General features: G+C 53.6%; 14 protein-coding genes. All 14 read left to right on the top strand.

Annotated elements, in window-relative coordinates:
- Positions 1 to 85 precede the first annotated feature (85 nt).
- The 14 genes from rimP to ACE99V_RS01150 all read left to right on the top strand — a co-directional run bounded on the left by rimP (position 86) and on the right by ACE99V_RS01150 (position 13632).
- Positions 86 to 544 carry a ribosome maturation factor RimP gene (gene rimP / locus ACE99V_RS01215; protein ID WP_400489133.1) on the top strand — a complete coding sequence of 153 codons (459 nt, stop codon included), beginning with the start codon at positions 86 to 88 and terminating at the stop codon, positions 542 to 544.
- A 47-nt stretch (positions 545 to 591) separates the two neighbouring features.
- The gene (gene nusA, locus ACE99V_RS01210; RefSeq protein WP_400489132.1) at positions 592 to 1677 is read left to right on the top strand and encodes a transcription termination factor NusA; all 1086 of its coding nucleotides are present in this window, start codon (positions 592 to 594) and stop codon (positions 1675 to 1677) included.
- Positions 1674 to 1964, top strand: coding sequence for an RNase P modulator RnpM (rnpM, locus tag ACE99V_RS01205; protein WP_400489131.1), 291 nt, complete (start codon positions 1674 to 1676; stop codon positions 1962 to 1964). The genes nusA and rnpM overlap by 4 nt, the downstream gene beginning before the upstream one ends.
- Complete coding sequence (locus tag ACE99V_RS01200) at positions 1961 to 2269, top strand: YlxQ family RNA-binding protein (protein WP_400489130.1); 309 nt, start codon at positions 1961 to 1963, stop codon at positions 2267 to 2269. Before rnpM ends, ACE99V_RS01200 begins: the two co-directional genes overlap by 4 nt.
- Before the next feature lie 11 nt (positions 2270 to 2280).
- Positions 2281 to 4809, top strand: a complete 2529-nt coding sequence (gene infB / locus ACE99V_RS01195; protein ID WP_400489129.1) for a translation initiation factor IF-2 — start codon at positions 2281 to 2283, stop codon at positions 4807 to 4809.
- Positions 4809 to 5090 (top strand): DUF503 domain-containing protein, encoded by a 282-nt coding sequence (locus ACE99V_RS01190; RefSeq protein WP_400489128.1) that lies wholly within the window; start codon positions 4809 to 4811, stop codon positions 5088 to 5090. The genes infB and ACE99V_RS01190 overlap by 1 nt, the downstream gene beginning before the upstream one ends.
- Positions 5091 to 5120: 30 nt before the next feature.
- On the top strand, positions 5121 to 5483 hold the full coding sequence (gene rbfA, locus ACE99V_RS01185) for a 30S ribosome-binding factor RbfA (protein WP_400489236.1): 363 nt from the start codon (positions 5121 to 5123) through the stop codon (positions 5481 to 5483).
- Positions 5476 to 6471, top strand: a complete 996-nt coding sequence (locus ACE99V_RS01180; protein ID WP_400489127.1) for a DHH family phosphoesterase — start codon at positions 5476 to 5478, stop codon at positions 6469 to 6471. Before rbfA ends, ACE99V_RS01180 begins: the two co-directional genes overlap by 8 nt.
- A complete protein-coding gene (gene truB / locus ACE99V_RS01175) occupies positions 6464 to 7384 on the top strand; it encodes a tRNA pseudouridine(55) synthase TruB (RefSeq protein ID WP_400489126.1) in 921 nt (306 codons plus the stop codon). Before ACE99V_RS01180 ends, truB begins: the two co-directional genes overlap by 8 nt.
- 9 nt (positions 7385 to 7393) lie before the next feature.
- A complete protein-coding gene (locus ACE99V_RS01170; RefSeq protein ID WP_400489125.1) occupies positions 7394 to 8335 on the top strand; it encodes a bifunctional riboflavin kinase/FAD synthetase in 942 nt (313 codons plus the stop codon).
- A 140-nt stretch (positions 8336 to 8475) separates the two neighbouring features.
- A complete protein-coding gene (rpsO, locus tag ACE99V_RS01165) occupies positions 8476 to 8745 on the top strand; it encodes a 30S ribosomal protein S15 (protein ID WP_400489235.1) in 270 nt (89 codons plus the stop codon).
- A gap of 146 nt (positions 8746 to 8891) precedes the next feature.
- Positions 8892 to 11033, top strand: a complete 2142-nt coding sequence (pnp, locus tag ACE99V_RS01160; protein WP_400489124.1) for a polyribonucleotide nucleotidyltransferase — start codon at positions 8892 to 8894, stop codon at positions 11031 to 11033.
- Positions 11034 to 11182: 149 nt separating this feature from the next.
- A complete protein-coding gene (locus ACE99V_RS01155) occupies positions 11183 to 12157 on the top strand; it encodes a polysaccharide deacetylase family protein (protein WP_400489123.1) in 975 nt (324 codons plus the stop codon).
- Positions 12158 to 12375: 218 nt separating this feature from the next.
- Positions 12376 to 13632: a M16 family metallopeptidase gene (locus ACE99V_RS01150; RefSeq protein WP_400489122.1), complete on the top strand. Its 1257-nt coding sequence runs from the start codon at positions 12376 to 12378 to the stop codon at positions 13630 to 13632.
- Positions 13633 to 13649: the final 17 nt, after the last annotated feature.

Here is a 13649-nt window from a genome sequence, read left to right as displayed (position 1 = left end):
GTTATACGCGAAGCGGATGAGAGTGGGGAAACCCACTCTTTCTTTCTGGCTGAACCGCAGGATACATTGAAGGGGAGGTTCTTGATTGAGCAAGGTAGCGCAAATCGTGACAGAACTGGTCACGCCCATCCTAGACGAAATGGGTTTGGAACTGGTCGACATCGAGTACAAGAAAGAGGGCAGCAACTGGTTTCTCCGTATTTTCATTGACAATGAGACGGGGAGCATCGACATCGACGACTGCGGACAGGTCAGCGAGCGTTTGAGCCAGAAGCTGGACGAGGTGGATCCCATTCCGACCGCTTACTTCCTGGAAGTCTCTTCGCCGGGTGCGGAGCGCCCTTTGCGCAAAGAGAGCGATTTTCGCAAAGCCGTGGGCAAACATGTACATATCACCACGAAGGAACCTCTGGATGGTGCCTCCGTGTTTGAGGGCGAGCTGACCTCATTTGAGGAAGGCAAGCTGACTGTGCAGGAGTCGAAAAAGACGTACGTCATCTCTCTTGACCAAATCGACACTGCCCGCATGGCGATTGTGTTCTAGTCTAGACGTTTTTGCTTTTTGTATTGAAAGGAGGAGGCAACGAAAAAATGAACGCCGATTTTATTGAGGCACTGGAAGCCATTGAACGTGAAAAAGGAATTACCAAGGAAGTGTTGATCGAAGCCATCGAGGCGGCATTGATCTCCGGATACAAGCGGAACTTCAACTCCGCGCAAAACGTTCGCGTAGACGTGAACCGCCACACTGGACAGGTGCGTGTCTATGCGCGCAAAACCGTGGTAGAGGAAGTGCTGGATCCGCGTCTGGAAATTTCGCTGGAAGCGGCTCAAGAGATCGACCCCAACTTCCGTCTTGACGACATTGTAGAAATTGAAGTGACGCCGCGTGATTTCGGGCGCATCGCAGCGCAGACTGCCAAACAGGTGGTCACCCAGCGTATCCGTGAAGCGGAGCGGGGCTTGATCTACAGCGAGTTCATTGAACGAGAAGACGACATCATCACAGGTGTGGTTCAGCGCATGGACGTCCGCAATTACTACATTGATTTGGGAAAAGTGGAAGCCGTCATGCCCATCACCGAAAAAATGCCGACCGATGACTTCAAGCCGCAGGATCGCATTAAAGCCTATATCATCAAAGTGGAGAAGACGACGAAAGGGCCTCAGATCATTGTATCCCGCACTCATCCCGGCTTGTTGAAACGCTTGTTCGAACTGGAAGTGCCGGAAATCTACGATGGTGTAGTGGAAATCAAATCTGTCGCTCGCGAAGCGGGAGATCGTTCCAAAATAGCGGTGCATTCCATCAATCCGGACGTCGATCCGGTGGGGGCGTGCGTCGGGCCGAAAGGAATGCGCGTGCAGACGATTGTCAACGAGCTGAAAGGTGAAAAAATTGACATTGTCCGCTGGTCGGAAGATCCGGCAGAATATGTGGCCAACGCGCTCAGTCCGTCGAAAGTCCTGCACGTCGAAGTGAACGCGGCGGAAAAAGTGACCCGCGTCATTGTGCCGGATTACCAATTGTCCCTTGCAATCGGCAAACGCGGTCAAAATGCCCGTCTCGCAGCCAAACTGACCGGCTGGAAAATCGACATCAAGAGCGAAAGCCAGGCAGAACAGGAAGGCATCGCATATCCGAAAGAATTGGATACGGACGTGGATCAGGCATGAAGCAAAAAAAGATTCCTTTGCGTAAGTGCATCGTCTGCCAAGGAATGTTTCCCAAAAAAGAATTGATTCGCGTCGTCCGGACGCCGGAAGAGGAGATCGTAATTGATCCAACGGGCAGAGCAGCAGGCCGAGGAACGTACGTATGCAAGCAGGAGTCCTGTATGAAACCGGACACATTTGCTGCCGGTAAGTGGAAGAAAGTGCTGGAACGTTCGTTGAACATGACGATATCTCAGGAGAAGTACGACGCTTTTCGCAACCAATGGTTGGAGATGATGGGACAATGATCCCCAAAGTGGCGCAAATGCTGGGACTTGCGATGCGTGCCCGAAAGGTGGTTACGGGCGAAGAACTCGTTGTGGGAGCCGTGCGAAGCGGGCAAGCCAAGCTCGTGCTGCTTGCGGCCGACGCTTCCGCCAACACGACGAAAAAGGTAACGGACAAGTGCAGGCACTACGGTGTTCCCTGCTACGCCGTAGCCGATCGGTTTGAACTGGGCCGCGCCATCGGAAAAGATTCCCGCGTCACCCTGGCTATCACGGACAGCAAGATGGCGGAAAGCATTCAGCACCTGCTCACACCTATTTCCTAAGGGGTGAATTTATGAAGACACGAGTGTATGAATATGCAAAACAGCACAATATGAGCAGCAAGGAAATCCTCAATCTGCTAAAACGTTTGAACATAGAAGTAGCAAACCATATGAGCATCATGGACGAGGATATGATTCAAAAAATTGAACAGCATATGGCAAAGCTTCGCGCAAGCGGCAAGCCGGAAAAACCGGCAGTCCAGCAAGCCGAACCTAAGGCTAAACAACCGGAGACGGGAGAACCAAGACGTCAGACGGAAGAGGCAAAAGCACAGCAACAGCCTAACAGACAACAACAGCAGCCTCGAAAAAACGATCGCCCGTTTGAGCGCAGCGGCAATCGCCCGCAAGGCAATCAGCCGCAAGGGAATCGCCCGCAAGGCAATCAGCCGCAAGGGAATCGCCCGCAAGGCAACCGCCCGCAAGGCAACCGACCGGATCAACAGCGCTCGCCACAGGGAAAAAATCAGGGGAAGAATCAGGAGCGAAAACCAAACGATATGAGAAGTCAATCAAAACCATTCGATCGTAAACAGTCGGTAAACAACCAAGAGCCAGCGGTCGTGGAAGCACAGGATGATGTGCGCACAACTGGAGACGATTTCGAAGACAAGGTGAAAATTCCAGGCAAGGTAGCCCTGGAGAAGCGCGAGAAGATCAAGAAGGCACCGGGCGGCAAGAAAACCTTCGAAGAGAACAAAAAGAACCAGCCGTTTAAAGGAAACAACAAACGCCCGGACAACAACCGCAAATTCGGCCAGCGTGAGCCTCAGCGACCCGCTCCGGAGCCGCCGTCCAAAATTACCTTTACCGAATCGCTTACCGTTGGCGAACTGGCGAAAAAACTGCGCAAAGAACCGGCCGAAATCATCAAAAAGTTGTTTAATTTGGGCATCATGGCCACGATTAACCAGGACCTTGACCGCGATGCCATCGAGCTCATCTGCTCTGAGTACAATGTTCAAGTCGAAGAAAAGATCGTCATCGACGAAACCAACTTCGAGACCATTGAAGAGGTGGATAACCCGGCCGATCTGGTAGAGCGTCCGCCGGTCGTTACCATCATGGGTCACGTCGACCACGGAAAAACCACGCTGCTTGACGCTATCCGCTCGACGAACGTCGTCGCTGGCGAGGCAGGGGGAATTACCCAGCACATCGGTGCATACCAGGTGGAGATCAAAGGGAAGAAAATTACCTTCCTGGATACGCCTGGCCACGCTGCCTTCACGACCATGCGTGCGCGCGGCGCGCAAATTACCGACATTACCATCCTGGTTGTGGCGGCCGATGACGGGGTCATGCCGCAAACCGTAGAGGCCATCAGTCATGCCAAAGCGGCCAAGGTACCGATTATTGTCGCTGTGAACAAAATCGACAAACCGGAAGCAAACATCGATCGAATCAAGCAGGAACTGACCGAGTATGAGCTGGTTGCCGAGGAATGGGGCGGTGATACGATCTTCTGCCCGGTGTCGGCAAAACAGCGTACAGGGATCGAGGAGCTGCTGGAGTACATCTTGCTGGTGTCAGAGGTTCAAGAACTGAAAGCCAACCCGAACAAGCGCGCTCGCGGTACTGTCGTGGAGGCAGAGCTTGACAAGGGACGCGGTCCGGTCGCAACCGTCCTGGTTCAACACGGCACGCTGAAAGTAGGAGACCCGATCGTCGTCGGTTCCGCATACGGTCGCATTCGTGCGATGGTGAACGACAAGGGACGTCGTTTGAAAGAAGCAGGTCCGTCCACTCCGGTGGAAATTACCGGTCTCAACGACGTTCCGCAGGCAGGCGACCAGTTCATGGTCTTTGAAGACGAGAAAAAAGCCCGCGCCATCGGGGAAGCGCGCGCGGCGAAACAGCGCGAATCGGAACGCCGCGCCAATACTCGAGTCTCTCTCGACGACTTGTTCCAGCACATTCAGGAAGGCGAAGTGAAGGAACTGAACCTGATCGTCAAAGGGGACGTGCAGGGTTCTGTCGAAGCGCTCCGCGGCTCTTTGGAGAAAATCGACGTCAATGGTACCCGCGTGAAGATTATTCACACAGGCGTCGGAGCCATTACCGAATCGGACGTTACCCTGGCAAACGCGTCCAACGCGATTATCATCGGCTTCAACGTTCGTCCTGAGCCAAATGCCCGCAACATGGCCGAACAAGAGAAGATTGATATCCGCCTGCATCGCGTGATCTACAATGTAATCGAAGAAATCGAAGCTGCGCTCAAGGGCATGCTTGATCCGGTGTTCAAGGAATCCATCATCGGACAGGCGGAAATCCGCGAAGTGTTCAAGATTTCCAAAGTGGGGAACATTGCGGGCTGCTATGTCACAGAAGGCAAACTGACCCGCGATGCCGGTGCACGCCTGATTCGCGACGGGGTTGTCATCTACGAAGGTAAACTGGACACCCTGAAGCGCTTCAAGGACGACGTAAAAGAGGTAGCCGCCGGTTACGAGTGCGGTATTACGCTGGAGCGTTTCAACGATATTAAACAAGGTGACATCATCGAAGCCTTTGTCATGGTGGAAGTGAAAGCGTAATGATGGCGGGGGCGCGCATCGAGCTGTTTCTGCCCGCCTGCCAGAATTTAAAAGAGAAACGGGCCATCGTGAAAAGCATTCTTGAGAAGCTGCGGAACAAGTTCAACGTGTCCGCAGCGGAGATGGCCTACCATGAGCAGTGGCAGCGTACCGTTCTGGGTATCGCTGCCGTTGCTAATAAAGCTTCTTTTTTGGAAAATGTTCTGCAGTCTGCGATCCGTCTGGTGGAAAACCATCCCGGCGTGGAGTTGATTCATGCCGATACGGAATACTACGACTAAGGCTGTTGAGTGGAGGTGAATTCAATGAGCATGAACAAGACACGAATTAGCCGAGTCGGGGAAGAAATCAAGAAAGAACTGAGCATCCTCCTTCAGCGCGAGATGAAAGATCCGCGGATCGGCTTTGTCACTGTGACCGCGGTGGAAGTAACCAGTGATCTTCAATTGGCAAAAGTGTTTATCAGCGTGTTCGGCAGTGAAGAACAGCGGCAAGCATCGCTCTCTGGCCTGCAGAAAGCGAAAGGCTTTTTGCGTTCGGAGATTGGCAAACGGGTGAAGCTGCGCCACGTGCCGGACTTTGTGTTCAAACTTGATCAGTCCATTGACTACGGCAACAAGATTGAAACCATCCTGCGCGAAATCTCCACCGAAGGGGAAAGCAAACATGAGTGATTACCGCCGTTCACTGGAGGAAGCCGCCCGTTTCATGCGGGATCACGACCGCTTCCTGATCATTTCCCACGTCAATCCGGACGGGGATACAACCAGCTCGGCATTGGCTGCGGCGCTAATGCTGGAAGAACTTAGGAAAACATACGTAATCGTCAACGAAGGAGAGACACCGTCCAAGTTTGGGTTTCTCCCGCGCTTTGAGCAAATTCGGAATCTCGCGACAGATCAGCTGGATGAGAGCTTCTCTGCGGTGATCGCCGTAGACGCTGCCGACTCCCTGCGGATGGGCGGCGTGCGCCATCTGTTCGCACCCGATGCGATCCTGCTGAACATCGATCACCATCCCACCAACGACAGCTTCGGGCATATCAACGTAATTCGAACGGATGCCGCTGCGACCGCGGAAATCATGTTTGAGCTGATGGAAGCCGGCGGTTTTGGCTTCACGAAGGAGCTCGCCATGTGCATATACACCGGGCTGTTGACCGACACGGGCGGATTCCGCTACTCCAACACCTCGCCCAATGTGATGGAGATTGCGGCCAAAATGCTTCGCTACGGCGTCAAACCGGGTGAGATCGCGGAGCGCTGCCTGGAGGAGATCACTCTGGAACACGTCCAGATTTTGCGCCGCTCCCTGCAGTCGCTTCGACTGACTCACAACAATCTTGTGGCTTCCCTGCGGGTTACCCATGACGATCTGGCGGATACGGGAGCGAGTTCGGAGGATGCCAGCGGACTGGTCAATTACGCGCGCAACATTGAAGGGGTTGAAGTGGGCCTTTCTTTTGTAGAGACGGTGCCGGGCATCGTCAAGGTGAGTTTGCGTGCGCGCAGTTTCGTGGACGTTTCCCGCATCGCCAAAAGCCTCGGCGGCGGCGGGCATGCCAAGGCAGCTGGGTGTACAATCAAAGGTGAACTGGCTGAAGTGGAACAGCGGGTGTTTGCCAGGCTGAACGACGCGCTGGGAGTGTCTGCCGATGAGTAATATCAACGGCGTACTTGTGCTGCAAAAACCGGCAGGAATGACCTCGCACGATTGTGTGGCCCGGGTCCGTCGTCTCTTTGGCACGAAAAAAGTCGGGCATACAGGTACGCTTGATCCCGAGGTAACAGGCGTGCTGCCCATCTGTCTGGGGCATGCCACCCGTTTGGTCGAGTACATACAGGATTTGCCCAAGACCTACGAAGTGGTCATGACGCTGGGTGTGTCGACGACGACGGAGGATGCTACGGGCGAGGTGCTAGAGTCAAAAACGGTGGACGCTTCGACGATCACCGAGGAACGTATCCGATCGGTGTTTCAGCAATTTCTTGGAGAAATGGAACAGGTTCCTCCCATGTACTCCGCCGTCAAGGTAAACGGAAAGAGGCTGTACGATCTTGCCAGGGAAGGCCTCGTGGTAGAGCGAAAAGGGCGTCGCGTCACCATCTACGATCTGACCCTGCATGCCATTGAAGCGACCGGCGACACTGTGAGGATTTCGTTTGCCTGTACGTGTTCCAAGGGCACCTATGTCCGCACATTATGTGTTGACCTGGGACGCGCCTTGGGATATCCTGCCCATATGGCACAGTTGGTACGGGTGAAGAGCGGACCGTTTACATTGGCGGATGCCATCCCGCTGGCAGAGTTGGAGGAAAGACTGGCGCAGGGCGCTGACCCGAACGCTTTTTTGCTTTCGATCCCGCGAGCCCTTTCCTTTTTGCCTCGGTATGAGATCGCCCCCGAGCGCAAAAAAGCAGTGTTGAACGGATTGGAGACCGCGCTGCCGGGCGTCAGTTTGGAAGAAGGCAGTCTCATCTGCCTCTTTTCCGAAGGACAGCTGCTTGGCATCCATCGCGTCTGTTACGGCCCCAAAGGCCCCTACGCCAAAGCTGAAAAAGTTTTTTCCGTTTGAGGTGGGAACGTGAGAACGATACATTTGACCTATCCCCTGCCGCATGAGCTGGAGCCATATCCCTGCTCCATAGCCATCGGGTATTTCGACGGCGTACACATCGGTCATCGCCGAGTGATTCAAAAAGCGATTGATGCAGCCAAAGCAAAAGGCTGGAAAAGCGCGGTCATGACGTTCGATCCGCACCCCAGGGAGGTGCTGGGACAGACCGGTTACACGAGATACCTCACCCCGCTGGAAGACAAGCTGGAGCAGCTGGACAAACTGGGGGTGGATCTCGTCTACGTGATGAGATTTGACATTCCGTTTTCCTCTGTTTATCCGGAAGATTTTATTGAGGAGTGTCTGCTGCCGCTGCAGTGCAGGCACGTGGTGGTCGGCTTTGATTTTACCTTTGGCTATCGCGGCCTGGGAACGGCGCAAACCCTTCAGGCAATGAGCAAGGGCCGATACAGCCTGGATATCGTCGGTCCGGTCAACCGCTTGGGCGAAAAGGTAAGCAGCACCATTATTCGCGAATACCTGCATCACGGAGACGTGGAACAAACGCGCCATCTGCTGGGCAGACCGTACAAGATAAAAGGGATAGTGGTTCACGGTGACAAACGGGGACGGACGATCGGTTTTCCCACCGCCAACGTGCAGATAACAAAACCGTATTTGATCGGAAAAAACGGCGTATACGGAGTTCGTTTTCAGGTAGATGGAAAAAGCTATTTCGGAGTCATGAACGTAGGGATCAAACCGACGTTTGAACTGGAGAAAAAGGAAAAGTCGCTGGAGGTCCACGTGTTTGACTTTCAGCAAGAGATTTACGGCAAAGAGGTACAGGTGGAGTTTCTCTTTTTCATCCGGGACGAACAGAAATTCTCAGGCGTTGACGCACTGATTGCTCAAATCCATAAAGACGTGGAAACGGCAAGGAAAAAATTTGCCTCCGGCTCCTATTAGATCCGAAGAAGATTCTTTGCTTTTCCCCATCTCGTGTGCTATAATTCGAGATGTTGTTTAGAAAAACCGCAGCTTGGCTGACCGACACTCACCGACGGCAGACTCGGCTGATGGGGATTATGAAAAGGAGGTGAGTCATGATGGCACTGTCTCAAGAACGTAAAACTCAACTGATTCAAGAGTACCGTACGCATGACAACGATACGGGTTCTCCAGAGGTACAAATCGCTATCTTGACTGAGAACATCAACAACCTGAACGCGCATCTGCGCACTCACAAGAAAGACCACCACAGCCGTCGTGGTCTGTTGAAGATGGTAGGTCAACGCCGTAACCTGTTGAACTACCTGAAAGAGACCGACGTTCAGCGCTACCGTGCGCTTGTTGACCGTCTTGGTCTGCGTCGCTAATCGGCAACTTGGTGAAAAAGCGGGACATTCCCGCTTTTTTCATTATTTATGCAGCCTATTTAATTTTGTCGATGGCAGGAAATAATACACACAGGTAGAAAAAGAATGTGTACGTACATATGCCCTGAAGGAGGACTGCTAGTAACATGGAGCAACAATTCCGTACATATGAGTTCGAACTGGCAGGCCGCAAATTGACGCTCGAGTTTGGCAAAATGGCAAAACAGGCGCAAGGATCGGTCTTGGTTCGTTACGGAGAAACAGCCATTCTGTCCGCAGTGACAGTTTCGAAAGAACCCAAACCGCTGGATTTTTTCCCGCTTACGGTAAACTACGAAGAACGCCTCTACGCCGTTGGGAAAATCCCTGGCGGTTTTATCAAACGGGAAGGTCGTCCCAGTGAAAAGGCGATTCTCGCCAGCCGTCTGATTGACCGCCCGATCCGGCCGTTGTTTCCGGAGGGTTTTCGCAACGATGTACAGGTGGTCAACACCGTTCTGTCCGTTGACCAGGACTGCTCTCCGGAAATCGCAGCGATGATCGGTACCTCGGCAGCCCTGTGCGTGTCGGAAATTCCGTTTGGCGGCCCGATTGCCGGAGTCATCGTCGGTCGAATTGACGGCCAGTTTGTCATCAATCCGACTGTTGAGCAGATCGAAAAGAGCGATATTCATCTGGTTGTAGCCGGTACCCGTACTGCCATCAACATGGTCGAGGCGGGGGCCAATCAGGTGCCGGAAGAAGTGATGCTGGAAGCGATCATGACCGGCCATCAAGTCATCCAGCAGCTCGTCGACTTCCAAAATACGATCGTGGCCGAAATCGGCAAGCCGAAAATGGAAGTGGTGCTGCATGAAGTTGATCCCGAAATTGATCGGGCCGTACGTGATTACGCAGACGCCAAGCTACGCGAGGCAATCCGTATTGAGGAGAAACAGGCTCGCGCCGATGCCATCGACGCTGTGAAAAAAGAGGCGAAGGAATACTTCCAGGAGCAGCTCGGCGAGAACTATGCAGCGCAGGAATCGATGATCGACGAAGTGCTGTACAACATTGTCAAGGAAGAAGTTCGCCGACTGATCACCCATGAGAAAATCCGCCCAGACGGACGAGCGTTGAACGAAATCCGACCGCTCTCCAGCGAAGTAGGCGTTCTGCCGCGTACTCACGGTTCCGGCCTGTTTACGCGAGGACAAACACAGGCGCTCAGTGTATGTACGCTTGGCGCTCTCGGCGACGTGCAGATTCTCGACGGTCTCGGTCTGGAGGAATCCAAGCGGTTCATGCACCACTATAACTTCCCGCCGTACAGCGTCGGGGAAGCTCGACCGCTCCGCCCGCCGGGACGACGCGAAATCGGTCACGGGGCGTTGGGCGAACGTGCCATTGAACCAATCATTCCGTCGGAAAGCGATTTTCCGTACACCATTCGTCTGGTTTCCGAGGTGATTGAATCCAACGGCTCTACCTCTCAGGCTTCCATCTGCGCCAGCGTGCTTGCCCTGATGGACGCAGGCGTGCCGATTCTTGCTCCGGTAGCGGGGATTGCCATGGGCCTGATCATGGATACGGACGGCAAGACGTTCTCCATCCTGACGGACATCCAGGGAATGGAAGACCATCTCGGTGACATGGACTTTAAAGTGGCCGGTACCGAGAAGGGCGTGACTGCCATTCAGATGGATATCAAAATTGCCGGGATCAACCGGGAAATTCTCGAGCAGGCGTTGGCACAGGCGAAAGAAGGTCGCATGACCATTCTGAAGCACATGATGGAAACCATCTCCGCACCACGCAAGGAGCTGTCGCCGTACGCGCCGAAGATTACCACCATGACGATCAATCCGGAGAAAATCCGAGACGTCATTGGACCGCAGGGACGCGTCATCAACAAGATCATCGAAGAGACCGGTGTCAAAATCGATATTGAACAAGACGGCCGCATCTACATCGCTTCCGTTAACCATGATGCGAACATGCGCGCCAAGCAGATTATCGAGGATCTGGTTCGCGAGGTGGCTGTGGGACAAACGTACCTCGGCACGGTGAAACGCATCGAAAAATACGGTGCCTTCATTGAATTGTTTGCCGGCAAGGAAGGTCTCTGCCACATCTCCCAGCTCGCAGAGGAGCGCGTGGCCAAGACGGAAGATGTGGTCAAGATCGGCGACAAGATCATGGTCAAGGTAACGGAAATCGATGAGCAAGGACGGATTAACCTCTCCCGCAAAGCGGTTCTGAAAGAGCAGGCAGCCGCGGCCCAGGGTGCTGCCGCACAGACTGAATAAGAATTGCAGCAAAAGGCTTCGTTACTCGAAGGATACTTCGCGTACGCAAGCTTTTTCTTTTTGCCTTCTAACCTTTCTGCTTCGTTCATACATTGGACAAAGAGCACCTTCGCATGCAGTGGGAGATCGTGCAAGAAAGGGTTGGCAGTATGAAAAAGCGAACGGGGATCCGGTACTTGTTGGTTATCATCTGTGCACTGATTCTTGTCTATCTGATAAACTCCCAGCCGGTTGAGCATTACATTGAGGTTGTAAAATACCAGACAGAGAAAGTAGACCGTCCCGTTCATGATGACGAAGCGTTGCGACGACAAATCGAGGAGTGGAAACAAGGACGGGAGCAGGCGCCGATCGATGCTCGTCTCGATCCGGTCTGGAAAGCGGCGATCCCCGGTTATAACGGGCGTATCGTGGATGTGGAAGCGTCGCTTAGGAAACTGCAAGAAGCAGAAAGCCCCTCACCGGAGCTGCTCATATACCGGGAAGTCCCTCCGGCCGTAAGTGTGGAGACGCTGGGCCGGTATCCCATCCGCCAGGGCAACCCGCAGAAGCCTGCCATTTCCTTCATGATCAACGTGGCATGGGGCAACGAATATCTGGACATGATCCTGGACACGATGGACCGCTATCAGGTGAAGACAACCTTTTTTCTCGACGGATCGTGGGTGAAACGGTATCCCGATTTGGCCAAAAAAATTGCCGATCGCGGCCATGAAATCGGCAATCACGCATACTCTCATCCCGACATGAGCAAGCTCGGAGAAAGCCGCATCCGCCAGGAAATTGGACGTACGCAACAAGTCATCGAGAAGACTCTCGGGATCAAGCCAACTTTGTTCGCACCTCCGTCAGGCGCTTTTAATCAAGCGGTGGTGAACATCTCCCAAAGCGAATTCGGCATGAAGACGATTCTATGGACAGCCGATACGGTAGACTGGAGGAAGCCCTCGGTTCAGACGTTGATCCATCGCATCGAACCGAAAATGGGAAACGGCGTACTCGTACTGATGCACCCGACCGCTCCCTCGGCAGAAGCATTGAGTCAGTTGATTCGGCTTGCGAAACAAAAAGGACTGAAGCCTACGACGGTATCGGAGGTCATTTCCAGCAGGCGACTCCCGTAACCAGCCCATCGGTGGCTATCAATCTTGTTGTGGAGACAGGGGAATTTTGCTATAGTTAGACGTGTTTACTAGAGAATCAGCCCCTTAGCAAAGGTTCGGGGCCCCGCCCGGCGGAGCAAGGGTTCCCACTCAGCACAGCGCTAGGTATTGCCGAGTGGGTTGATCATAGCTTTTGCCTGGGAGGTTTTCTTACAGAAGAACAACCGAGGAGGATTTCTGTGATTCAACGACATACGTGCGAAAACGGTCTGCGCATCGTAACGGAAAAGATCCCTTCCGTTCGATCCGTTGCACTCGGCATCTGGGTCGGGACCGGTTCGAAATATGAAAACGAACGCAACAACGGAATTTCCCACTTTTTGGAGCACATGTTCTTCAAGGGAACAACGACCCGTTCGGCGAAAGAGATTGCCGAGACGTTCGACGAAATCGGCGGCAACGTCAACGCTTTTACTTCCAAGGAATACACCTGCTACTACGCACGAGTGCTTGACCAACACGCTCCGATTGCGCTCGACGTGCTGTCCGACATGTTTTTTCACTCCGTCTTCGACGAGGAAGAGTTGGAGAAGGAGAAAAACGTCGTAATTGAGGAGATCAGCATGTACGAAGACACGCCGGACGACCTCGTTCATGATTTGATCGCCCGCGCGTGCTACGCAGATCATCCTCTGGGATACTCCATTCTCGGTACGGAGGACGTGCTTCGCAGTCTGAAGCGGGATGACCTGATCGCGTACATCGAAGATCGTTATTTGCCGTCCAATACCGTCATTACCGTCGCAGGCAACTTCGATGACGGTTTGATTGAAGAGATTAAGCGCCGCTTCTCGGCGTTTCAACGCAAAGAGCAGACTCTGGAGGTGACGAAGCCCGCCTTTGTTGCCAATACGATCGCGCAGCACAAGACGACGGAACAGGCTCACGTGTGCATGTCCCTGCCGGGCTTTCACGTTGGGCACGAGGACGTGTACTCCCTCATTTTGCTGAACAACATCCTGGGAGGCAGCATGAGTTCCCGCCTGTTCCAGGAAATTCGCGAAGAGCGGGGGCTGGCGTATTCCGTGTATTCCTACCATTCGTCCTACAAGGAAGCGGGAACGTTTTGTGTCTACACCGGCACGGCACCGGAACACGTCGGGCAGGTGTTCGACATCGTAACCAACGTCCTCTTTGACTTGTCCGAGCGAGGCATCACCGACAAGGAGCTGAAAAAGGGCAAGGAACAGCTGAAAGGCAGCCTGATGCTCAGCCTGGAGAGCACCAACAGCCGGATGAGCCGCCTCGGCAAAAATGAACTGCTGCTGGGACGCCATCTGAGTCTGGATGAGATCATCGCCAAAATTGATCGCGTTACCCACGAATCCGTCCTGTCGGTCGCACAGCAGTTGTTCCGCTCCAAGTTGGCGCTTGCGATGGTTAGTCCATTGGAACAGTTCCCCGACAACGTAAAAAGCGACGTGCTCGTCAAGTAGAAAAATCCGGCATTCCG

This window comes from Brevibacillus soli (genome assembly GCF_044759095.2).
Classification (GTDB): domain Bacteria; phylum Bacillota; class Bacilli; order Brevibacillales; family Brevibacillaceae; genus JBIYSM02.
Note: the sequence above shows the minus strand (reverse complement) of the source record. Positions and strands in the feature narration are given on the sequence as shown.

Bases quoted from the DNA above. Each gene is read 5' to 3' on its own strand.
- nusA (WP_400489132.1), top strand. From the start codon at position 592: ATGAACGCCGATTTTATTGAGGCACTGGAAGCCATTGAACGTGAAAAA.
- rnpM (WP_400489131.1), top strand. From the start codon at position 1,674: ATGAAGCAAAAAAAGATTCCTTTGCGTAAGTGCATCGTCTGCCAAGGA.
- ACE99V_RS01200 (WP_400489130.1), top strand. From the start codon at position 1,961: ATGATCCCCAAAGTGGCGCAAATGCTGGGACTTGCGATGCGTGCCCGA.
- infB (WP_400489129.1), top strand. From the start codon at position 2,281: ATGAAGACACGAGTGTATGAATATGCAAAACAGCACAATATGAGCAGC.
- ACE99V_RS01190 (WP_400489128.1), top strand. From the start codon at position 4,809: ATGATGGCGGGGGCGCGCATCGAGCTGTTTCTGCCCGCCTGCCAGAAT.
- rbfA (WP_400489236.1), top strand. From the start codon at position 5,121: ATGAACAAGACACGAATTAGCCGAGTCGGGGAAGAAATCAAGAAAGAA.
- ACE99V_RS01180 (WP_400489127.1), top strand. From the start codon at position 5,476: ATGAGTGATTACCGCCGTTCACTGGAGGAAGCCGCCCGTTTCATGCGG.
- truB (WP_400489126.1), top strand. From the start codon at position 6,464: ATGAGTAATATCAACGGCGTACTTGTGCTGCAAAAACCGGCAGGAATG.
- rpsO (WP_400489235.1), top strand. From the start codon at position 8,476: ATGGCACTGTCTCAAGAACGTAAAACTCAACTGATTCAAGAGTACCGT.
- pnp (WP_400489124.1), top strand. From the start codon at position 8,892: ATGGAGCAACAATTCCGTACATATGAGTTCGAACTGGCAGGCCGCAAA.
- ACE99V_RS01155 (WP_400489123.1), top strand. From the start codon at position 11,183: ATGAAAAAGCGAACGGGGATCCGGTACTTGTTGGTTATCATCTGTGCA.